We start from the raw sequence: 19670 nt of genomic DNA, 5'->3' as shown, positions 1-19670 counted from the left end.
GGTTTCGCACGGCGGCGCTTCCGCCGTGCCGTCCGCCGGAGCGCCGGGTTCGGACGCGGTTTCAGCGTCTGCCGTCGAGCCTCTCAGCCGCCCGTAACGCTCATGTGTCGTGCGACGGCGGGGCGCGCCGTGCGGCGGTCGATGATGAAGTCATGCCCCTTCGGCTTGCGCGAGATCGCCTCCTCGATGGCGGCATTGAGCGCCTCGTCGCTCTCGGAGGCGCGCAGCGGCTTGCGCAGGTCGGCGGCGTCGTCCTGGCCGAGGCACATGTAGAGCGTGCCGGTGCAGGTCACGCGCACCCGGTTGCAGCTCTCGCAGAAATTATGCGTCATCGGCGTGATGAAGCCGAGCCGGCCGCCGGTCTCCGCGACGCGGACATAGCGCGCCGGGCCGCCGGTCTTGTGTGCGTCGTCGGTCATCGTGAACCGGTCCATCAGCCGGGCGCGGACGACGGACAACGGCAGGTACTGGTCGGTGCGGTCGCCGTCGATGTCGCCGAGCGGCATGGTCTCGATCAGCGTGATGTCCATGCCGCGCCCGTGGGCGAAGCGGATCATCGTCTCGATCTCGTCCTCGTTGACGCCCTTCAGTGCCACTGCGTTGAGCTTCACATGGATGCCGGCGGCCTGAGCCGCGTCGATGCCGGCCATCACTTTGTTGAAATCGCCCCAGCGCGTGATCGCCTTGAACCGGTCGGGATCGAGCGTATCGAGCGACACGTTGATGCGCTCGACACCGGCGTCCTTCAGCTCGGCGGCGTAGCGGGCGAGCTGGGAGCCGTTGGTGGTCAGCGTCAGTTCGTCGAGCGCGCCGGTCTGAAGATGGCGCGACAGCGAGCGCACCAGCGTCATGATGTCCTTGCGCACCAGGGGCTCGCCGCCGGTCAGCCGGAGCCGCCGCGTGCCGCGCGCGATGAAGGCCGAGCAGAGCCGGTCGAGTTCCTCGAGGCTGAGCACGTCCCGCTTCGGCAGGAACGTCATGTCCTCGGCCATGCAATAGACGCAGCGGAAGTCGCACCGATCGGTGACCGAGACGCGCAGATACGAGATCGCGCGGCCGAACGGATCGACGAGCGGCGCCGCGGCGGTCTCGCGTGCCCCGCCGAAGCCGGGGCCCCGATCGTTCGGACTGTCGAATGCCATGCTCGCCACTCTCGCGTTTCCTCGGGCGCCTGTCCCGAACGGATTCTGGTCGTCCGCCTCATATGGTCCCGCGCCGCGCGCCTGCCAGAGGCGCCGTCGCGTGACATGTCGGCGAAGATGGGAGAAGCCCGCCCTCCCGTCAAGGAACCGTCATGGCGGCCGAGCGGCGCAGCCGCTCCCTATGTGCGGCGTACCTGCGCGCGGCGTGGGGCGAGGCGGCGCTTTGCGCTTCCGGCGCGGGTGCCCTATGTCATCTGCACAGTTCGCGAGCGGCGTCCGGATGCCGTCTCGTCTGTCCCGCCAACGCAAGGCATTTCTGATCGGAGCGCTTCACTCCGTTCGGGCCTTGTTCCAGAGAGCCGATCATGACCGCCACGCCCTGGCCGACCGAAATCCGCCTGACCAAGGACCGCCGCACGCTGGTCGTGACCTTCGAGGACGGCGAGAGCCACGAGCTCGCGGCCGAGTACCTGCGCGTGGAAAGCCCCTCGGCCGAGGTCCAGGGCCATTCGCCGGCCGAGCGCAAGACCGTGCCCGGCAAGCGCGACGTGACCATCGTCGCGGTCGAGCCGGTCGGCAATTACGCCGTGCGCCTGACCTTCGACGATCTGCACTCCTCGGGCATCTTCGGCTGGGGCTATCTGCAGAAGCTCGGCCGCGAGCGCGAGACGATCTGGGGCGAGTATCTCGCCGCGCTCGAGGCGAAGGGTCTTTCTCGCGACGCGCGGCGCTGAGCGGGCATCGCGTGCATCGGAAGCACGGGGAAGGGTCGATGAAGCTCGCCTATCGCACCGTCGACGTCTTCACCGACACGCGCTTCTGCGGCAACCCGCTCGCCGTCGTGCTCGGTGCCGACGGGCTGTCGGACGAGGCGATGCAGCGCATCGCCCGCGAGTTCAATTATTCCGAGACAAGCTTCGTCCTCTCGCCCGCGTGTCCGGACCACACGGCGCGGGTGCGGATCTTCACGCCGGCCCTGGAGGTGCCCTTTGCCGGCCATCCGAACATCGGCACCGCGCATGTGCTCGCCGCGATGCCGGATTACGCGGACGCCGATGAACTGGTCTTCGAGGAGAAGGCCGGTCTCGTCCGGATCGGCGTCGACCGCGATGTGGATGGGACGGTGCTCCGGACCGAACTGACCGCGCCCGAGCCGCTGACCACGCCGGCGATCTGGTCCGTCGACGAGATCGCCGCCTGTCTCGGCCTCGACCCGGCCGACGTCGCGACCACGGTGCACCCGCCCATGGTCGCCTCGGTCGGTCTGCCCTTCGTGGTCGCCGAACTCGCCTCCCGCGCGGCGCTGGCGCGCGCCAAGCCGGTGCTCGACGCGATCACGCGCAGCCTGCCGCGCGACGGCGCCGACTCGATCTATGTCTACACAAGGGATTGCGGCGCGGCCGACGGTGGCGCCGATGTTTCCGCGCGGATGTTCGCCCCCTTCGACGGTTTGCCAGAGGATCCGGCGACGGGCAGTGCAACCGGCGCCATCTCGGCGTTGCTCGCGAGCCGCGCTGGAATCATCGACGGCGAGTGGCGCGCGACCTTCGCACAGGGCGTCGACATGGGGCGGCCATGCCGCATCGAGGCGCGCGTGGCGCTCCGGGCCGGTCGGCCCGACACGGTCCGCATCGGCGGCCGCTCGGTCGACGTGATGGAAGGCACGATCCGGATCTGAGACAGCGCGCTCCCGCGCTCACCGTGCCCGCTGCTTCTTCTCGATCAGCTTCAGGATCAGCGGCGTCAGGATCAGCTGCATGGCGAGGTCGAGCTTCGCGCCCGGGATCACGATCGAGTTGGCGCGGCTCATGAAACTGTCGTGCAGCATCGAGATCAGATACGGGAAGTCGATACCGCGCGGGTTCTTGAACCGGATCACGACCATGCTCTCGTCCGGCGTCGGGATCCAGCGCGCGATGAACGGGTTCGAGGTGTCGACGGTCGGTACGCGCTGGAAGTTGATGTCGGTCTCGGTGAATTGCGGGCAGATGTAATGCACGTAGTCCGGCATGCGCCGGAGGATCGTGTCCATCACCGCCTCGGTCGAATAGCCGCGCACCGAGCGGTCGCGGTGGATCTTCTGGATCCACTCGAGATTGAGCACCGGCACGACGCCGATCTTGAGATCGGCATGGCGGGCGATGTTGACGCGGTCGGTGACCGCGCAGCCGTGCAGGCCCTCGTAGAACAACAGGTCCGAACCGGCCGGGAACGCTTCCCAGTCGGTGAAGGTGCCGACCGGCCGGCCGTGCAGCGCGGCCTCGCGCTCGTCGTGGACGTAGCGGCGCGTGCGGCCCGAGCCGTCGCGGCCGTAGTCGCGGAACACCGTCTCGAGCTCGTCGAGCAGGTTCGCCTCCGGGCCGAAATGGCTGAAGTTCATGTTGCCGCGCGCCGCCTCGTCGGCCATGACGCGCCGCATCGTCGCCCGGTCGTAGCGGTGGAACGCGTCGCCCTCGATGTAGACGGCGGCGATTTCCTCGCGGCCGAAAATATACTCGAACGTGTGCCGGACCGAGGTGGTCCCGGCCCCTGACGAGCCCGTCACCGAGATGATCGGATGCTTGGCCGACATGCGGCGCCCCCAATAGAACCTGCGGCGGGCGCCGGACCGCCGTCTGTCGCCGCGCCGGCCGCCTGGCCTGCGCGCCGGCCATCTTCCTCACGCGAGGCGTGGCCGCCTCGCTTATCCCGGAGCCGGCGGTCCCGTCACCGCCGGCTTCAGGCGAACCTCACTCGCGGAACAGGCCGCGCTTGCCGAACAGCGGCGCCTCGCCGGCCGTCGGCTCGGCATAGTGGCGCTCGATCCGCTCGATCTCGGTCGTCGAGCCGAAGATCAGCGGGATGCGCTGGTGCAGCGCAGTCGGCTGAATGTCGAGGATGCGCTCGCGGCCGGTGATCGCGCGGCCGCCGGCCTGCTCGACCACCATGGCGATCGGATTGGCCTCGTACATGAGCCGGAGCCGGCCCTCGGTATAGCCCTTGCGCTTGTCGGCCGGATAGAGGAACACGCCGCCGCGCACCAGGATGCGATGGCAGTCGGCGACGAGGCTGCCGACCCAGCGCATGTTGGTGTCCTCGCCGCGCGGGCCGTCCGTGCCTGCGAGGCACTCGCCGATGTAGGAGCGGATCTCGTCGTCCCACTGGCGCTGGTTGGAGGCGTTGATCGCCCACTCCTTGGTCTTCTCCTTGATCGCCACCTGCTTGGCGGTCAGGAAGAAGGTGCCGGAGCGCCGGTCGAGCGTGAAGCCGACCGTGCCGGCACCGACCGTCAGGATCAGCGAGGTCTGCGGGCCGTAGAGCACGTAGCCGGCCGCGAGCTGGCGGTGGCCGGGGATCAGGAAGGCGTCGTGGGTCGCCGGGTTCTTGCCCGTGATATGCGGCATGATCGAGAAGATCGTGCCGATCGAGACGTTGGTGTCGATGTTCGACGAGCCGTCGAGCGGATCGAGCGCGACCAGGAGCCCGGCGGAAGGATCGACCACATACGGGTGGTCGAGTTCCTCGGAGGCGAGGGCCGCGATCGGCGCCTGCTTCAGCGCGGCCATCAGGCTGTCGTTGGAGTGCTTGTCGAGGTGCTTCTGAACCTCGCCCTGGACATTGTTGGTGACCGCCGCGGCGAGATCGCCGGCCAGCGGCCCTTCGGCGACGAGATAGGCGATCTCGCGGCCGGCCTCGGCAATGGCGCCGATCGTGCGGGCCACCGCGATCCTGCCGGCATCCGCGCCGGCCCATGCGCCGAGGTAGGCGTCCAGGCTCTTCGTAGTCATGTTCTCGACCTCCAGACAAACCGGATGCGATGCCTACACGTCTTCGCTCACATCGTGAAGACGCGGCTTGCCCGGATGTCGGAAGCCTCGATAGTCTGCAACTGCTCACGGTCGACGAGACCGGGGCTCTCGAACAGCCGCATCGCCTGCCGGAGCCGCACCCGGTCGATCGCGTTGCGGATCGATCGGCCGTTGGCGAAATTCGGCTGCGTCTTGCGCCGGACGATGTAGGCGCGCAGCGCCTCGTCGGCCTCCGGGCTGAACCGATAGCCCTCGGTGCCGGCGAGCCGGTGGGCAATGTCGAACAGCTCGTCGTCGGAATAGTCGGGGAAGTCGATGTGGTGGGCGACGCGCGAGCGGAAGCCCGGATTGGCGGCGAAGAAGGTATCCATGCGCGAGCCGTAGCCGGCGAGGATGACGACGAGGTCGTCGCGCTGGTTCTCCATGACCTGCAGCAGGATCTCGATCGCCTCCTGGCCGTAGTCCTTCTCGTTCTCCGGCCGGTAGAGGTAGTACGCCTCGTCGATGAACAGGACGCCGCCCATCGCGCGCTTCAGGACCTCGCGCGTCTTCGGCGCGGTATGGCCGATGTACTGCCCGACCAGATCATCACGCGTGACCGAGACCAGGTGGCCGCGGCGGATGAAGCCGAGCCGGTGCAGGATGCCCGCCATCCGGAGCGCGACGGTGGTCTTGCCGGTGCCGGGATTGCCCGAAAAGCACATGTGCAGCGTCGGCGGCTGTACCGCGAGGCCCATCTGCTCGCGCGCCCTGGCGACGAGCAGAAAGGCGACCAGCTCGCGGATGCGCCGCTTGACCGGTTCCAGCCCGACGAGCTCGGCATCGAGCTCGGCGAGGATCCGGTCGACATCACTGTCGCGATAGAGCGCCTTGAGGTCGAGGGCGGTCGGGGCGGGAACCGGCGGAGCGGTGTCTGTCGTTCTCGACAGGGCCGGTTCGGCCAGAGGAACGGCGACCGGTCGGGGCGGATCCTGTGGCAGGTCGCGGACGATGGCCGCCCGCGGCGCCGGCCGCGGCTCTGGCGCAGCTCTGCCGCTCGCTCCTGCCGGGAAGCCGTCGTCGTCGGCGAAGACGTCCTCGCCGAGATCGAGGATCGGATACTCGGGCGGCGCCTTGGGTCCGGCGGTCGGCATGCCCCCTCCCGGGCGCACGTGCGACGTGCAGCCCACTGCTTCGTTTGGGCACGAAGTGTGCCCTGCTTCGGCGGTCTTTCGAAGTGGCAAAATTGTCGCGTAGCGCCTGCCGCGGTTACCGGCGGGTAAACGGGATCCATGTCGAAGTCGATAAAATCTCGCGAAAAATGAAGTCTTAACTAGATATTTCCCGTAGCGACGCGACGTCCGCTTGGAAAAATCGTAGGATTTCCACATCAATATCTAGTGGCTATACTGGAACGGTGAGCGCGTAATGGTATTATGGTGGTCATGGGATGAGGGGTTATTCGGAGTTTTGACGAGTGTGGGCACTCGTAAACGTCGAGCAATAGGAGGCAACCCGTGGCACAGTTTCTGTTCCTCGTATTCTCGGCTGTCAGTGGCGTGTTCCTGTTCTGCTTCCTCAGCCTGCGTGTACTCGCGATCATGTCGCTGCTGATCGTCGTCGCGCTGCTGTTGATCTTGCGGCTGAACGACTATTCGCTCTGGGTCGGCTTCTGGCTGACGGTCGAGTTCCTGATCACATCGCAGATGTCTTATATGTTGTGCCTTGTGCTGCTCACCGTCCTTGCCCCTGATGACCTCGACGAAGCTGCCGTGGCGCCGATGAGGACGCGGCCGGTGTCGCGTGGACGTCGGGCCGTCGCGGTTCGCCGCGCCGGAGCGGCCCATCGGACGGCCGAGACCAAGGACGGGCCGGCGGAGGGCCGTCTCGATCTTCGGGCCGAGGCGCACGACTGCGCAGGGGATCGGCGGCACCGAAGCCGGGACAATCGGGCGCACCGCTCTTGATCTCGGGCCCGAGCCGCGTCAGCAAGGAGGATCTGAACGCCGCGCGATCCTCGCGCCGGCGGGCAACGATCGAAGGCCGATGACACCGAACGTCACGCTGAAACAGTTGCGCGCCTTCCTGGCCGTTCTCGACACCGGCTCCTTCGCCGGTGCTGCGGAGGCCACGGCGGTGACGCCGCCGGCGATCACCATCGCCATGCGCCAGCTCGAAGAGGCGATCGGCCTGCCGATCCTCGAGCGCGGCGCCGACGGCGTGCGCCCGACCGAGGCCGGCGAGGAACTCCGCACGGCGGCGATGGGCGTCGAGGCGGCGCTGGCGCGCTGCGCCGACCGTATCGAGGCGCTGAAGGGCGCCGCGCGCGGCCGGGCCACGGTCGGCGTCATCTCGACCGCCAAGTATTTCGCGCCCAAGGCGCTCGGCGCCTTCGCCAAGGCCTATCCGACCATCGAGCTGAAGCTCGTGGTCGGCAATCGCCGCGACATTCTCGAGGCGCTCGCCGGCAATGCCGTCGATCTCGCGATCATGGGCCGGCCGCCCGAGGACATCGACCTCGACCGCTTCGAACTCGGCGACAACCCGCATGTCGTGATCGCCGCGCCCGACCATCCGCTGGCGCGCACGGCCGCGATCGAGCCGAGCGAACTCTTGCGCGAACGCTTCCTCGTGCGCGAGCCCGGCTCCGGCACGCGCATCCTGATGGAGCGCTTCTTCGCCCAGAACGGCGTCGCCCCCGAGATCGCCATGGAGATCGGCTCGAACGAGACGCTGAAACAGGCGGTGATCGCCGGCCTCGGCATCTCGTTCATCTCGGCGCACACGATCGCGGCCGAGATCGGCGACGGCCGTCTGGTCGCCCTCGACGTCAAGGGCCTGCCGATCCGGCGCAAATGGTTCGTCGTCCACCGTGCCGACCGGCGTCTCCTGCCGGCGCCGCGCGCGCTGATCGACTTCCTGGCCGCGGAGGGCCGGCGCTTCCTGCCCGAACTGCCGCGCGCCTCCGGAGCCTGAGCCGTGGCCGCCCACGACGATCGCGACCTGCCGGCGCATGTGCGCAAGAAGCGGCTCGGCGCCAAACCGCTCGTCCACGAGACCGCCGTCGTGCGCGACAGCCGCTTCGGCAAGTTCGTCAAGATCGGCGCGCGCACGACCGTGATCGAGACCGATTTCGGCGACTATTCCTATGCCGTCAACGACGCCGAGATCGTCTATGCGACGATCGGCAAGTTCGTCTCGATCGCAGCGCTCGCCGGCATCAATCCAGGCAATCACCCGATGGAACGCGCCGCGCAGGCGCATTTCACCTATCGCTCCTGGCAGTATTTCGAGGACGTGCCCGACGAGATCGCGGTGTTCGATCGGCGTCGCGAGGACCGCGTCACCATCGGTCATGATGTGTGGATCGGCCGTGCCGCGATCGTGCTGCCCGGCCGCACGATCGGCACCGGCGCGGTGGTCGCGGCAGGCTCGGTCGTCACCAAGGATGTCGCGCCCTACCAGATCGTCGGCGGTAATCCGGCACGCCCGATCCGCGACCGTTTTCCGCCCGAGATCGCCGATCGTCTGCTCCGGCTCGGCTGGTGGGACTGGGAGCACCGCGACCTGCGCCGCGCGGTCCCGGATTTCCGCGCGCTGTCGGTCGAGGCGTTCCTCGACCGCTGGGAGGCGCTGAAGCCGCCGATCGAGGACGATCCTGAGCCGGCTCTCCCTTGATCCCGATCATGGGATCGCCATCCACGTCGTCTATCATGCACCGCAGCATGAGGCGGATCTCTGAGGGAGACGTGCGATGGTCAAGGTTCCCACGGGCGGCAGGACGGTCGGACGCGCCAAGGCGCAGGCCACCAAGGACGAAGCCGTGAAGGGGCAGGGCGCCGCATCGGCGTCCCGGACATCGTCCGAGCCCGAGATCGCCGCCCCGAGATCGCCGCCCCCGAGGCCGCGCCGGCCGTCGTGACCGCCCCGTTGGAGGGTGTCCCGGCGGCGACGGCTCCCGTGCCCCCGGCGGCCCCCGTGCCGGCGAAGCCCGCCATTGACGTGGCCGACACGATCGAGCCGACCGATCCGGGCGCCGCGCTGGTCCAGGTGTCGCCGCATGCGGTCCAGCCCGCAGTGCCGCATGCCCATGTGCCGCGCAGCGCCTCCCGGCGCTGCCGCTGCATCTGCTCATCCCGCGCCCGGAGAGCTACGCCGCCCATGCCGTCGCCGAGGTGGTCGATCGCGCGACCCATGCCGCCATCGCGCGCGTGACGCAGGGCCTGAGCCCGAGCGCGCTGACGCTCGCTTACCTGGACTGGGCCCTGCACTTGAGCGCCTCGCCCGGCAAGGCGGCGACGCTGGTCGAATCCGCGCTGCGCAAGAGCGCGGAATTCGCCCGCTACGCCACCGAGTGCTTCTCGGGCGTCAACGGCGAGACCTTCTGCCTGGAGCCCGCGCCCAACGACAGCCGCTTCCGGGCCGAGGACTGGCACAAGCCGCCGTTCAACGTGTTCGCGCAGGGCTTCCTGATGGCGGAACAGTGGTGGCGCGAGGCGACGACCGACGTGCGCGGCGTCACCGCCCATCATGAGCGCGTGGTCGAATTCGCCGCCCGCCAGCTCCTCGACATGCTGTCGCCGTCGAACTTCGCCCTCACCAATCCGGAGGTGATCCAGGCAACGGCGCAGCAGGGCGGCGCCAATCTGTTGCGCGGCGCGATCAACGCCGCCGCCGAGATCAGCCGTTCGCTCGCCAAGCAGCCGGCCGAAGGCGCCGAAGCCTTCGTGCCCGGCGAGACCGTCGCCGTTACCGAAGGCGAGGTGGTGTTCCGCAACCGGCTGATCGAGCTGATCCAGTATACCCCGAAGACCGGCAAGGTCCGGCCCGAGCCGGTGCTGATCGTGCCGGCCTGGATCATGAAGTACTACATTCTCGATCTGTCGCCGCAGAATTCGCTGGTCCGCCATCTGGTCGACCAGGGCTTCACTGTCTTCATGATCTCCTGGAAGAACCCGGACGAGAACGACCGCGATCTCGGGCTCGAGGACTATCGCAAGCTCGGCCCGGAGACCGCGCTACAGGTCATCGACGCGATCCTGCCGGGCCGGCCGGTCCACGCCGTCGGCTATTGCCTTGGCGGCACGCTGATGTCGATCGAGGCCGCCGCGCTCGCCCGCCGGGCGCCCGATCGCCTCGCCTCGCTGACGCTGCTCGCCGCGCAGACGGACTTCCACGAGGCCGGCGAGCTCATGCTGTTCATCGACGAGAGCCAGCTCACCTTCCTCGAAGACATGATGTGGGAGCGTGGCTACCTCGACACCAAGCAGATGGCCGGCGCCTTCCAGATGCTGCGGTCGCAGGATCTGGTCTGGTCGCGCATGGTCCGGGAGTTCCTGCTCGGCGAGAAGCAGAAGCTGAACGACCTGCTCGCCTGGAACGCCGATGCGACGCGCATGCCCTATCGCATGCACGCGGAATACCTGAAGGGCCTGTTCCTCGACAACGACCTCGCCGAGGGCCGCTACCGGGTCGACGGCGTCGCCGTGGCGATCGAGGACATCGCCTGTCCGATCTTCGCGGTCGGCACCGAGACCGACCATGTCGCGCCCTGGCGCTCGGTGCACAAGATCAACCTGATCGGCGACACGGAGGTGACCTTCGCGCTGACGACCGGCGGCCACAACGCCGGCATCGTCTCCGAGCCGGGACATCGCCATCGCAGCTACCGGCTGGCGACCAAGCGCGCGGCCGACCCCTATCTCGCGCCCGACGAGTGGCATGCCAAGGCGGCGGTTCAGGAGGGCTCGTGGTGGCTCGCCTGGTTCGACTGGCTCGGCGCGCGCTCCGGTGCGCCGGTCGCGCCGCCGGCGATGGGGGCCGCGGACAAGGGCCTGCATCCGCTCGGGCCGGCGCCCGGCGCTTACGTGCTCCAGCCGTAAGCTCCACGATCTCCCCGCAGCCCGGCAGCGCGGAAACCACCGTGGGATTCAACGTGCTGCCCCCTTTGCGGTCCTGTCCTTCTGTGACAGTCTCCAGCCGCGGCCCTGGGACCCGGCCCGTCGTCGAAGCGACGGCCGGAGCCTGATTGTTCGGGCGGTGGGGAAAGATCATGTTCGATTTCAAGAAGGCGTCCGTTGCGGTCGCCGCCGGCGCGGCAGCAATCGTGGCCTTGGCCACGCCGGCCGCGGCCCAGTTCGATCGGCCCGGCGGTGGCCGCTGGGTGCGGTGTGCGCAGGAGGACGGCTATTGCCGCGTCCCCTATCCGACCATCGTGCGCTACGGAGCCAACAACAATGTCGTCGAGCGTCGCGTGAACGGCGGCGGCATTGCGTGCAACAACCGGACCTTCGGCGATCCGGCCTACGGCATTCGCAAGATTTGCCTGTTCCTGGCCCGCGACGACGGCCCGCCGTCGCCGCCGCGCGGCGACTGGGCGCGCTGCGCGGTCGAGGGGGCTACTGCTCGGTGCCCTATCCGACGCGCGTCCGCTACGGCGCCGGCAGCAACTATTTCGAGCGCAATGTCGGTCCGCGCGGCATCGAATGCTCGAACCGCGCCTTCGGCGACCCCTTTGTCGGCATCGTGAAGAACTGTTCCTACATGCGACGCTACTGACCGGCCCCGAACTGACCGGCTCCGAACCGACCTGCTCCGACGGGCCGAACGGCAAAGCCCCGGCGATCGCTCGCCGGGGCTTTCGCGTTGTAACGAGCGCCGTCGGGTGCTCAGTGCGGTCCGCCGGGCGTCTTTGACGGCTTGGGCGTGGGCACATCCGCGCCGTTCGGCCAGCGCGTCGCAAAGCCGCTCATCGCCCGGCCGGCTTCTTCCGCGACACGGACGGCCTGTCGGTTGTAGTCGGCGATCAGCGTCTGGAGGAAGTCCATCTGGATCGTCATCAGGTCCGCCGGGCTCTTGGCCGCGGCGATCCGGCTCGCGATCGCCATGTCCTTCTGCATGCGGTCCTCGATGAAGGCGATCGTCTCGCGCGACATCTCGCGAAGCCGCTCGACCACTTCCTGATTGCCGCCCTCCGCGGCCGACTGCGCCGCCTTCTGCCAGAAGGCGGTCGCCTGGCGCAGGAAATCGCCACCGACGTTCATCGCGTCTTCGGCCTGCCGACGGCCGGCCGCCGCCGCTTCCGCTCCGATCTGCTCTGCCATCGCTGCTCTCCTCTGTATCTGATCCGGGCCGCAGGCTGATGGGGCGAGGTGCGTCGTGGCCCCGCATTGCGGATCCCGCGCTGCGGGAACCCTCGGCTGCGATCTTTCGCCCTGAATGAGGGACCGTCGGGACACGACATCTCCGGCGGTCTCAGCCGCAACGCCGATCCTGCGCGCTTCGTTCCGCTGTGCATTGATGCCGCGCAACCGGAATGTCAGGCCGATTCGCGGGAACGCTGCGGCAGGCATGAAGAAATTCGGAACGGATCCGGTACGCCCGATCCCCCATGCCGCGCATTCGTCGCAAGGACGGGTTGGCGCACCGGATGCTTCGCCGTAAAAGGGCGCCTGCAGCAAGGCCCGGTCGGCGGTCCCGCCGACCGGACGAGGCTTGCGAACCCGATAACGAAAGAGCGGCGTCCGCGATGATCGGCCGACGCTGCAAGTCGCCCGCCGCGCGCCACCCCGATCCGCGCCGGCCGCCATCCCGCGAGGACCCGAGCCATGACGATCCACGAGAGCCCGCCTTACGTCCACACGAGCCTGTTCCCGCTCGGCCACGACGCGACGCCCTGGCGCAAGCTCTCCGCCGACCATGTCTCGGTCGACCGCTTCCAGGGACAGGACGTGCTGATCGTCAAGCGCGAGGCGCTGCGGCTCCTCGCCGAGACGGCGATGGCCGACATCAACCATCTCCTGCGTCCGGGGCATCTCGCCCAGCTCGCCAAGATCCTCGACGACCCGGAGGCGACCGACAACGACAAGTTCGTCGCCTACGACCTCCTGAAGAACGCCAACATCTCCGCCGGCGGCATCCTGCCGATGTGCCAGGACACCGGCACCGCGATCGTCAGCGCCAAGAAGGGCCGCCTGGTCTGGACCGACGGCGACGACGAGCAGGCGATCGGGGAGGGCATCCGCGACGCGTATTTCAGGAAGAACCTGCGCTATTCGCAGCTCGCACCGCTGTCGATGTTCGAGGAGAAGAACACGCGCACCAACCTGCCGGCGCAGATCGACATCGCGGCCGAGGGTGAGAGCGCCTACAAGTTCCTGTTCATGGCCAAGGGCGGCGGCTCGGCCAACAAGACGTTCCTGTTCCAGGCGACGCCGTCGCTGCTGACCGAGGAGCGCATGATCGCGTTCCTGAAGGAGAAAATCCTGACGCTCGGCACCGCCGCGTGTCCGCCCTACCACCTCGCCATCGTGATCGGCGGCACCTCGGCCGAACAGAACCTCAAGACGGTCAAGCTCGCCTCGGCGCGCTACCTCGACGGTCTGCCGACCAAGGGTTCGGAACTCGGTCACGCGTTCCGCGACCTCGAGATGGAAGCCAAGATCCATCTGCTGACCCAGCAGCTCGGCGTCGGCGCGCAGTTCGGCGGCAAGTACTTCTGCCACGACGTCCGGGTCATCCGGCTGCCGCGCCACGGCGCCTCGCTGCCGATCGGCATGGGCGTCTCGTGCTCGGCCGACCGCCAGGCGCTCGGCAAGATCACCGCCGAAGGCGTGTTCGTCGAGGAGCTCGAGCACAATCCGGCGCGGTTCCTGCCCGAGGTCGACGAGGCGAGCCTGTCGACCGGCGTCGTCAAGGTCGACCTCGACCGTCCGATGCCCGAGATCCTCGCCGAACTGTCGCGCCATCCGATCAAGACGCGCCTGTCGCTGACCGGCTCGCTGATCGTCGCCCGCGACCTCGCCCACGCCAAGATCCGCGAGCGGCTCGAGGCCGGCGGCCCGATGCCGGACTATTTCAAGAACCACCCGATCTACTACGCCGGTCCGGCCAAGACCCCGGAGGGCTACGCCTCCGGTTCGTTCGGCCCGACCACCGCCGGCCGCATGGACAGTTACGTCGACCAGTTCCAGTCCTTCGGCGGCTCGATGGTGATGCTGGCCAAGGGCAACCGCTCGGCCGCGGTGCGCGACGCCTGCAAGAAGCACGGCGGTTTCTACCTCGGCTCGATCGGCGGCCCGGCCGCGCGTCTCGCCCAGGACTGCATCAAGAAGGTCGAAGTGGTCGAATTCCCCGAGCTCGGCATGGAAGCGGTGTGGAAGATCGACGTCGTCGATTTCCCGGCCTTCATCGTCGTCGACGACAAGGGCAACGACTTCTTCAAGGAACTGAACCTCGGCTGAGCGGCCGGATCGAAGCCTACGAAAACCGAGGGCCGGGCCGCGACAGCGCGCCCGGCCTTCGCATGTCGGGCGGGGGAGAGTTCAGGAGCGGGCGGGGGAACCGGTGCGACGCGCCTCAGCGCATGCCGGCGACCTTGCGATGCCGGAACTCGTCGAGGGTGGTCTTCGCCTTCTCTTCCTCGAGCTTGACGAAGTCCTCGCGCTCGAAGCGGATCTGCGTCTGCGACAGCTTGAGCCGGCGCGCGCGCAGCGCCACGACCTTGGCCCAGGTCTCGGCCGAGAGCCCGAGACCGCGGATCACCATCACGATGCCGGCCGCGTCGGCGCGCACCAGGACGCGCATCACCTGCATGTCGTCGAGCCCGGCGTGCTGGGCGATGAAGGCGGCGAGATCGTTGGTGCGGTCCTCCTCGGCCATGGTGGTGATCGCCTGATCGACTGTCATCTTGCCCGATGCAACGGCGGCCTGGAGCTCCTTGATCGACAGGCTGCGAACCTCCGGGGCGGGGGCCGCCTCGACAGGCTCCACCTTGGGTCGAAGGCCGGCCACCATGCGCGCCTTGACCAGCCGCGCCACCGACTGCACCAGCTTCTCGGCGAGGTCCGGCGGCACGTCCATGCGTTGGGCCAGCGCCTGACACAGCGCCTCGTCGCTGTCGGCGAGCGCGACCAGCTTGGCCATCATCGCCGCGGTGATCTTGGCGCCGTGGTTGCGGCCGACCGCGCGTTTGACGGGCAATCCGCCGAGCTCGACCAGCAGGCTGGTCACGCTCGCGGTCAAGGTCTCGCGCTGCGCGACGGCGAGGCGATAGTCGTCGGGATTGTTCTTGACGATGGCGACGAGCTCGTTCTCGCCGAGCTTCGGCGACAGCCGCAGGATGTCGCGTGCGACCTCGAGTTCGTCCTGCGCGAGCGACATGGCCAGATCGTGCGGCAGCACGTTGTGAGGCGCCACGCGGCGCGCGAAGTTGCTCTTGTCGTCGTCGCTCGCGACCTTCAGGAGCGTGCGGACGATATCGGCATAGGCGCTCTCGAGCTCGGGGCTGCCGAGCCCATGCCGGATCACGACGTCGGTAATCGCCAGCAGCAACTCGCCCCGCTTCTCGGGAGAGTGCTGTCGCGCGATCGCCTCCAGCTTGTCCAACATCCGCTTTCCTCGGCTCCCTGCGGGAATGTTTCCCTCTACAGCGCTCGGTCTGCAGACGTCCAGCATCGTATCCGCGGTCGGTAAGGCATTCATTAAGCCCGGTCGAGATTGCCGAATTCTACTGAAATGGCGACGTATCCGAATTTAAAACGTTATGGGTCGCTGCCGGATTTGTTATTGCTGCCGATAGGGAAGGTATGAACATTTGTTCATCGCGGCAATTGTCTGGCCACAGCTTTCGCGGGTGAAGCGCCACGCGGGGTGGCGTTGCGAAGTCACAACAGGGAAACAAAGACGACCGATGTTGGGCAAAGGAACGGCAGGTCGCGCTTGCCTCCTCTGAACCCGGCCAACAATATGGCGCGGGTGCCGGGCTTGAGACCGGCTGATCTGATTCGAAGCGATATCTGGAAAGGGCGCGGGTATGAAGAGGTCGATGCTGGCGGCGGCTGCGCTGGTGTCGGGTGTGATCGTTGCGTCGACCACGGCGCAGGCGTTCTACAATCCGGCGGTTATGGTTCGTTACGACGCCATGGGTAACGCCGTCGAGGGGCCGGGCGTGACGCCGCCCTCGTCGGGCGGGACGGTTCCCGGCCGCAACTACACGCCCATCCCGAAGGAAGTGGTCGAGTTCAAGGGCAAGTACTCGAAGGGCACGATCGTCATCAACACCGCCGAGCGTCGCCTCTATCTGGTGCTCGGCGACGGCACCGCGCTGCGCTACGGCATCGGCGTCGGCCGCCCGGGCTTCACCTGGCAGGGCGCCCACTCGGTGACCCGCAAGGCCGAGTGGCCGGGCTGGACCCCGCCGCCGCAGATGCGCGTCCGCCAGCCGGGCCTGCCGGCCTACATGCCGGGCGGCCCGGACAATCCGCTCGGCGCCCGCGCCATGTACATCGGCTCGACCTATTACCGCATCCACGGCTCCAACGAGCCCTGGACCATCGGTCAGGCCGTGTCGTCGGGCTGTTTCCGCATGACCAACGAGGACGTCGCCGATCTCTACGAGCGCGTTCAGGTCGGCGCCCGTGTCGTGGTCGTGAACTGATCCTCCGATCGGCTCCGACGATCCGATCCTCGAGATGAGAGAAGGCCGGCGGCTTCCGCCGGCCTTCTTGCGTTTGCGCGCCCTTGGTCGCCTTCTCGGGCGAGGCCTGTCGCCGCCCGGTCCGGGTGCGGGCATGCCGCGCGGGCCGACCGGCCGAGCGGAATTTTCGCTGGACATCCTTGGCCTGCCGTGGTCGGAGAATGCCGCGAAAAATCGAGGACCCGTGCGCGGACGGGCCGACCGGAGACGATAGGACGATGACCAAGCCCCTCTCGAACGACCTGACCTGGCCGGTCACGGCCGCGATCCGCGCGCTCGCCATGGATGCCGTCGAACAGGCGAAGTCGGGCCATCCCGGCGCGCCGATGGGCATGGCCGAGATTTCCGCGGTGCTGTGGCGCCAGTATCTGAAGCACAACCCGGCCGACCCGCGCTGGCCGGACCGCGACCGCTTCGTCATGTCGAACGGCCACGGCTCGATGCTGGTCTATGCGCTCCTGCATCTGACCGGCTACGACCTGCCGATCGAGGAACTGAAGCGCTTCCGGCAGCTCCATTCGAAGACCCCGGGCCACCCGGAGGTCGGCTATACGCCGGGTGTCGAGACCACCACCGGTCCGCTCGGCCAGGGCATCGCCAATGCCGTCGGCTTCGCCATTGCCGAGCGCACGCTCGCTGCGCAGTTCAATCGTCCGGGTCACACGATCGTCGACCACAAGACCTGGGTCTATGTCGGCGACGGCTGCCTGATGGAGGGCATCTCCCACGAGGTCGCCTCGCTCGCCGGCACGCTCGGCCTCGGCAAGCTCAACGTGATCTACGACGACAACGGCATCTCGATCGACGGCAAGGTCGGCGAGTGGTTCGCCGACGACACGCCGGCCCGCTTCGAGGCCTACGGCTGGCACGTGGTGCGCGGCGTCGACGGCCATGACATCGAGGCGCTCGACAAGGCGATGGCCGAGGCCGCCGCCGTCACCGACAAGCCGTCGCTGATCTGCGCCCGCACCGTGATCGGCAAGGGCGCGCCGACCAAGGCCGGTCACCAGGACGCCCACGGCGCGCCGCTGGGCGCCGACGAGATCGCCAAGACGCGCGAAATCCTGAACTGGACCCACGCGCCCTTCGAGGTTCCGGCCGACGTCTACGCCGCCTGGGACCAGAAGGCCCGTGGCGGCGCCGCGCAAGCCGCATGGGAGAAGACCTTCGCGGCCTACGCGGCCGAGTACCCGGAGCTCGCGGCCGAGTTCACCCGTCGCATGGCCGGCGACCTGCCGGCCGACTTCGACGCGACGCTCGCCGCCGCGCTCGCGGAGGTGCAGGAGAAGGGCGAGGCGATCGCGACCCGCAAGGCCAGCCAGAACGCGCTCAACATCCTGGCGCCGCTCCTGCCGGAATTCCTCGGCGGCTCGGCCGACCTGACGCATTCCAACCTGACCAACTTCAAGGGCACGCTGCCGATCTCGCGCGATCCGGCCGGCAACACCGTGCTCTACGGCGTGCGCGAGTTCGGCATGACCGCGATCGCCAACGGCATCGCGCTGCACGGCGGTTTCCTGCCCTTCGTCGCGACCTTCCTGGTCTTCTCCGACTACGCCCGCAACGCGGTGCGCATGTCGGCGCTGATGAAGCAGCGCGTCGTCAACGTCTACACGCACGACAGCATCGGCCTCGGCGAGGACGGCCCGACCCATCAGCCGATCGAGCATCATTGGGCGCTGCGCCTGATCCCGAACCTCGACTACTGGCGCCCCTGCGACGCGACCGAGACGCTGGTCGCCTGGACCTCGGCGGTGTCGCGCAAGGACGGCCCCTCGGCGCTGGCCCTGTCGCGCCAGGGCCTGCCGACGCAGGCTCGCGATGCGGCGAAGCTCGGCGAGATCGCCCGCGGCGGCTACGTGCTGGTCGAGCCGGCCGAGGCGCCGAAGGCGGCCGTGGTCGCGACCGGCTCGGAAGTGAAGATCGCGGTCGAGGCGGCCGCCGCGTTGACTGCTGCCGGCGTGCCGACCCGCGTCGTGTCGATGCCGTCGACCAACGTCTTCGACCGCCAGGACGCCGCCTGGCAGGACGCGGTCCTGCCGGCGTCGCTGCCGACCGTGGCGATCGAGGCCGGCGCGACCGGCGGCTGGTACAAGTACGTCGGCCGCACCGGCAAGGTGATCGGCATCGACAGCTTCGGTGAATCGGCGCCGGAAAAGGCGCTCTACCTGCACTTCGGCCTGACGGTCGACAAGGTCGTCGAGGCGGTGAAGGCGCTGGTGTGAGGCGGGCTTCGGCTCGAGAGCAACACGGGTTGGAACGCCGCGGACACTCTCCGCGGCGTTCGCGTTTCAGGAGGACTCTTCCTTCTGTCATGCAGATGCATTACATTGCGCGCAGAAGAGGAGTGATCCGCCATGGCGCACAATGCTCTGGTGCAGGTTCGGGTCGACCCGGAGATCAAGGAGCAGGCTGCGGCGGTTCTCGGCGGGATGGGGCTGACCGTCTCCGACGCGATCCGCATGTTGCTGACCCGCATCGCCGTGGACGAACGGATTCCCTTCGAGATCGGGCTGCCGCGGGAGGCGGCACGCGAGGCTGCCCCCGCCGGCTTGGAAGAGGCTGCTCCACCGGCATACTCGGTCAGTCCCGATATCACGACGTACATCGGGGCTGGTCGGGGCGTATTCAGAACGTCACAGGACGTTGACGATTATATCGAGACCGAGCGCAGGCAATGGGATTGAGATCCCGTCTTCGCGGCGCTCGCGTCTATTTCGATACGGTGGTGTTCATCTATCTTCTGGAAGGTTTCTCTGCTTATCGAACAGCGTTGTTTGACATAAGAGATGCCATCGTGGCGGGCGAAACTGAGATTGTAACGAGCGAGCTCACGCTTTGCGAGTTGCTGGTCCCGCTATTCAGGGAGGGACGCTCGGACCTTGTCTTGCTCTATCGGCAGTTTGTCGAGGAGAGCGGCGCTTTTCGGCTGTGCCCTACGACTCGCGAAACCTATGTGCGCGGTAGCCTTTACAGGGCCGAGTTCGGCTTGAAGACGCCTGACGCCGTCCACGTCGCGACCGCGGTCGAGGCGGGGTGCGATCTGCTGCTTTCGAACGATCGCACGATGCGGACCCCTAAGACGATCGAGATCGTACGCCTTTCGCAGTTTGCGACATAATCCGGGTGGCGCCATCTCTTTCGCGCCTGCAACATCTTCCACTCCATTGACGCTAAACACGAATTCGCCACGGAAAATCTGCCGCAGGGCACACGCTCGGTCTTGTTTTCGGGTGGGATGAAGCGTTAGAGCCTTGTCACACGTTCCGACTACTCCCTTTTGAA

Annotated in this window: 18 protein-coding genes; 12 read left to right on the top strand and 6 right to left on the bottom strand. The window is 67.8% G+C overall.

The window, feature by feature from the left end; genetic code table 11:
• Positions 1-83: 83 nt before the first annotated feature.
• Positions 84-1142: a GTP 3',8-cyclase MoaA gene (gene moaA, locus ABS361_11825; GenBank protein ID XBY42811.1), complete on the bottom strand. Its 1059-nt coding sequence runs from the start codon at positions 1140-1142 to the stop codon at positions 84-86.
• A 365-nt stretch (positions 1143-1507) separates the two neighbouring features.
• Between moaA and ABS361_11820 the strand changes: the two genes are divergently transcribed.
• Both ABS361_11820 and ABS361_11815 read left to right on the top strand, forming a co-directional pair.
• Positions 1508-1876 carry a DUF971 domain-containing protein gene (locus ABS361_11820; protein XBY42810.1) on the top strand — a complete coding sequence of 123 codons (369 nt, stop codon included), beginning with the start codon at positions 1508-1510 and terminating at the stop codon, positions 1874-1876.
• Between the two features lie 38 nt (positions 1877-1914).
• Entirely contained in the window at positions 1915-2820 is a 906-nt protein-coding gene (locus tag ABS361_11815) for a PhzF family phenazine biosynthesis protein (GenBank protein XBY42809.1), read from the top strand.
• Between the two features lie 18 nt (positions 2821-2838).
• Here the strand turns inward: ABS361_11815 and ABS361_11810 are convergent, their stop codons facing one another.
• From ABS361_11810 to cbbX, 3 genes are all read right to left on the bottom strand, one after another.
• A complete protein-coding gene (locus ABS361_11810; GenBank protein ID XBY42808.1) occupies positions 2839-3714 on the bottom strand; it encodes a phosphoribulokinase in 876 nt (291 codons plus the stop codon).
• Between the two features lie 157 nt (positions 3715-3871).
• Positions 3872-4909 carry a class 1 fructose-bisphosphatase gene (locus tag ABS361_11805; protein ID XBY42807.1) on the bottom strand — a complete coding sequence of 346 codons (1038 nt, stop codon included), beginning with the start codon at positions 4907-4909 and terminating at the stop codon, positions 3872-3874.
• A gap of 47 nt (positions 4910-4956) precedes the next feature.
• Positions 4957-6063, bottom strand: coding sequence for a CbbX protein (gene cbbX / locus ABS361_11800; protein ID XBY42806.1), 1107 nt, complete (start codon positions 6061-6063; stop codon positions 4957-4959).
• Between the two features lie 363 nt (positions 6064-6426).
• Between cbbX and ABS361_11795 the strand changes: the two genes are divergently transcribed.
• The 5 genes from ABS361_11795 to ABS361_11775 all read left to right on the top strand — a co-directional run bounded on the left by ABS361_11795 (position 6427) and on the right by ABS361_11775 (position 11438).
• The gene (locus ABS361_11795; protein XBY42805.1) at positions 6427-6876 is read left to right on the top strand and encodes a hypothetical protein; all 450 of its coding nucleotides are present in this window, start codon (positions 6427-6429) and stop codon (positions 6874-6876) included.
• 79 nt (positions 6877-6955) lie between these two features.
• The gene (locus ABS361_11790; protein XBY42804.1) at positions 6956-7885 is read left to right on the top strand and encodes a LysR family transcriptional regulator; all 930 of its coding nucleotides are present in this window, start codon (positions 6956-6958) and stop codon (positions 7883-7885) included.
• A 3-nt stretch (positions 7886-7888) separates the two neighbouring features.
• Positions 7889-8587: a chloramphenicol acetyltransferase gene (locus ABS361_11785; protein XBY42803.1), complete on the top strand. Its 699-nt coding sequence runs from the start codon at positions 7889-7891 to the stop codon at positions 8585-8587.
• Positions 8588-9084: 497 nt separating this feature from the next.
• Positions 9085-10791, top strand: coding sequence for an alpha/beta fold hydrolase (locus ABS361_11780; GenBank protein ID XBY42802.1), 1707 nt, complete (start codon positions 9085-9087; stop codon positions 10789-10791).
• 170 nt (positions 10792-10961) lie between these two features.
• A complete protein-coding gene (locus ABS361_11775) occupies positions 10962-11438 on the top strand; it encodes a hypothetical protein (GenBank protein XBY42801.1) in 477 nt (158 codons plus the stop codon).
• A 139-nt stretch (positions 11439-11577) separates the two neighbouring features.
• On the opposite strand, the gene ABS361_11770 is transcribed toward ABS361_11775, so the two are convergent.
• Positions 11578-12012 (bottom strand): phasin family protein, encoded by a 435-nt coding sequence (locus ABS361_11770; protein ID XBY42800.1) that lies wholly within the window; start codon positions 12010-12012, stop codon positions 11578-11580.
• Positions 12013-12516: 504 nt separating this feature from the next.
• On the opposite strand from ABS361_11770, the gene ABS361_11765 reads away from it, so the two are divergent.
• Positions 12517-14151 (top strand): fumarate hydratase, encoded by a 1635-nt coding sequence (locus ABS361_11765; protein ID XBY42799.1) that lies wholly within the window; start codon positions 12517-12519, stop codon positions 14149-14151.
• 115 nt (positions 14152-14266) lie between these two features.
• Here ABS361_11765 and ABS361_11760 read toward each other — a convergent pair whose 3' ends face one another.
• The gene (locus tag ABS361_11760; GenBank protein ID XBY42798.1) at positions 14267-15298 is read right to left on the bottom strand and encodes a DUF2336 domain-containing protein; all 1032 of its coding nucleotides are present in this window, start codon (positions 15296-15298) and stop codon (positions 14267-14269) included.
• A gap of 424 nt (positions 15299-15722) precedes the next feature.
• Between ABS361_11760 and ABS361_11755 the strand changes: the two genes are divergently transcribed.
• The 4 genes from ABS361_11755 to ABS361_11740 all read left to right on the top strand — a co-directional run bounded on the left by ABS361_11755 (position 15723) and on the right by ABS361_11740 (position 19506).
• Positions 15723-16346, top strand: a complete 624-nt coding sequence (locus ABS361_11755) for a L,D-transpeptidase (GenBank protein ID XBY42797.1) — start codon at positions 15723-15725, stop codon at positions 16344-16346.
• Between the two features lie 257 nt (positions 16347-16603).
• Positions 16604-18610 carry a transketolase gene (gene tkt / locus ABS361_11750; protein XBY42796.1) on the top strand — a complete coding sequence of 669 codons (2007 nt, stop codon included), beginning with the start codon at positions 16604-16606 and terminating at the stop codon, positions 18608-18610.
• Between the two features lie 132 nt (positions 18611-18742).
• Positions 18743-19072, top strand: a complete 330-nt coding sequence (locus ABS361_11745; GenBank protein XBY42795.1) for a type II toxin-antitoxin system RelB/DinJ family antitoxin — start codon at positions 18743-18745, stop codon at positions 19070-19072.
• Positions 19063-19506 carry a type II toxin-antitoxin system VapC family toxin gene (locus tag ABS361_11740; protein ID XBY42794.1) on the top strand — a complete coding sequence of 148 codons (444 nt, stop codon included), beginning with the start codon at positions 19063-19065 and terminating at the stop codon, positions 19504-19506. Before ABS361_11745 ends, ABS361_11740 begins: the two co-directional genes overlap by 10 nt.
• Positions 19507-19670 lie beyond the last annotated feature (164 nt).

Source organism: Ancalomicrobiaceae bacterium S20, assembly GCA_040269895.1.
In the GTDB taxonomy this organism is placed as follows: domain Bacteria; phylum Pseudomonadota; class Alphaproteobacteria; order Rhizobiales; family Ancalomicrobiaceae; genus Methyloraptor; species Methyloraptor flagellatus.
Note: the sequence above shows the minus strand (reverse complement) of the source record. Positions and strands in the feature narration are given on the sequence as shown.

Excerpts from the sequence above, each read along its gene's own strand:
- moaA (XBY42811.1), bottom strand. The coding sequence starts at position 1,142 with ATGGCATTCGACAGTCCGAACGATCGGGGCCCCGGCTTCGGCGGGGCA.
- ABS361_11820 (XBY42810.1), top strand. The coding sequence starts at position 1,508 with ATGACCGCCACGCCCTGGCCGACCGAAATCCGCCTGACCAAGGACCGC.
- ABS361_11815 (XBY42809.1), top strand. The coding sequence starts at position 1,915 with ATGAAGCTCGCCTATCGCACCGTCGACGTCTTCACCGACACGCGCTTC.
- ABS361_11810 (XBY42808.1), bottom strand. The coding sequence starts at position 3,714 with ATGTCGGCCAAGCATCCGATCATCTCGGTGACGGGCTCGTCAGGGGCC.
- ABS361_11805 (XBY42807.1), bottom strand. The coding sequence starts at position 4,909 with ATGACTACGAAGAGCCTGGACGCCTACCTCGGCGCATGGGCCGGCGCG.
- cbbX (XBY42806.1), bottom strand. The coding sequence starts at position 6,063 with ATGCCGACCGCCGGACCCAAGGCGCCGCCCGAGTATCCGATCCTCGAT.
- ABS361_11790 (XBY42804.1), top strand. The coding sequence starts at position 6,956 with ATGACACCGAACGTCACGCTGAAACAGTTGCGCGCCTTCCTGGCCGTT.
- ABS361_11775 (XBY42801.1), top strand. The coding sequence starts at position 10,962 with ATGTTCGATTTCAAGAAGGCGTCCGTTGCGGTCGCCGCCGGCGCGGCA.
- ABS361_11770 (XBY42800.1), bottom strand. The coding sequence starts at position 12,012 with ATGGCAGAGCAGATCGGAGCGGAAGCGGCGGCGGCCGGCCGTCGGCAG.
- ABS361_11765 (XBY42799.1), top strand. The coding sequence starts at position 12,517 with ATGACGATCCACGAGAGCCCGCCTTACGTCCACACGAGCCTGTTCCCG.
- ABS361_11760 (XBY42798.1), bottom strand. The coding sequence starts at position 15,298 with ATGTTGGACAAGCTGGAGGCGATCGCGCGACAGCACTCTCCCGAGAAG.
- ABS361_11755 (XBY42797.1), top strand. The coding sequence starts at position 15,723 with ATGAAGAGGTCGATGCTGGCGGCGGCTGCGCTGGTGTCGGGTGTGATC.
- tkt (XBY42796.1), top strand. The coding sequence starts at position 16,604 with ATGACCAAGCCCCTCTCGAACGACCTGACCTGGCCGGTCACGGCCGCG.
- ABS361_11745 (XBY42795.1), top strand. The coding sequence starts at position 18,743 with ATGGCGCACAATGCTCTGGTGCAGGTTCGGGTCGACCCGGAGATCAAG.
- ABS361_11740 (XBY42794.1), top strand. The coding sequence starts at position 19,063 with ATGGGATTGAGATCCCGTCTTCGCGGCGCTCGCGTCTATTTCGATACG.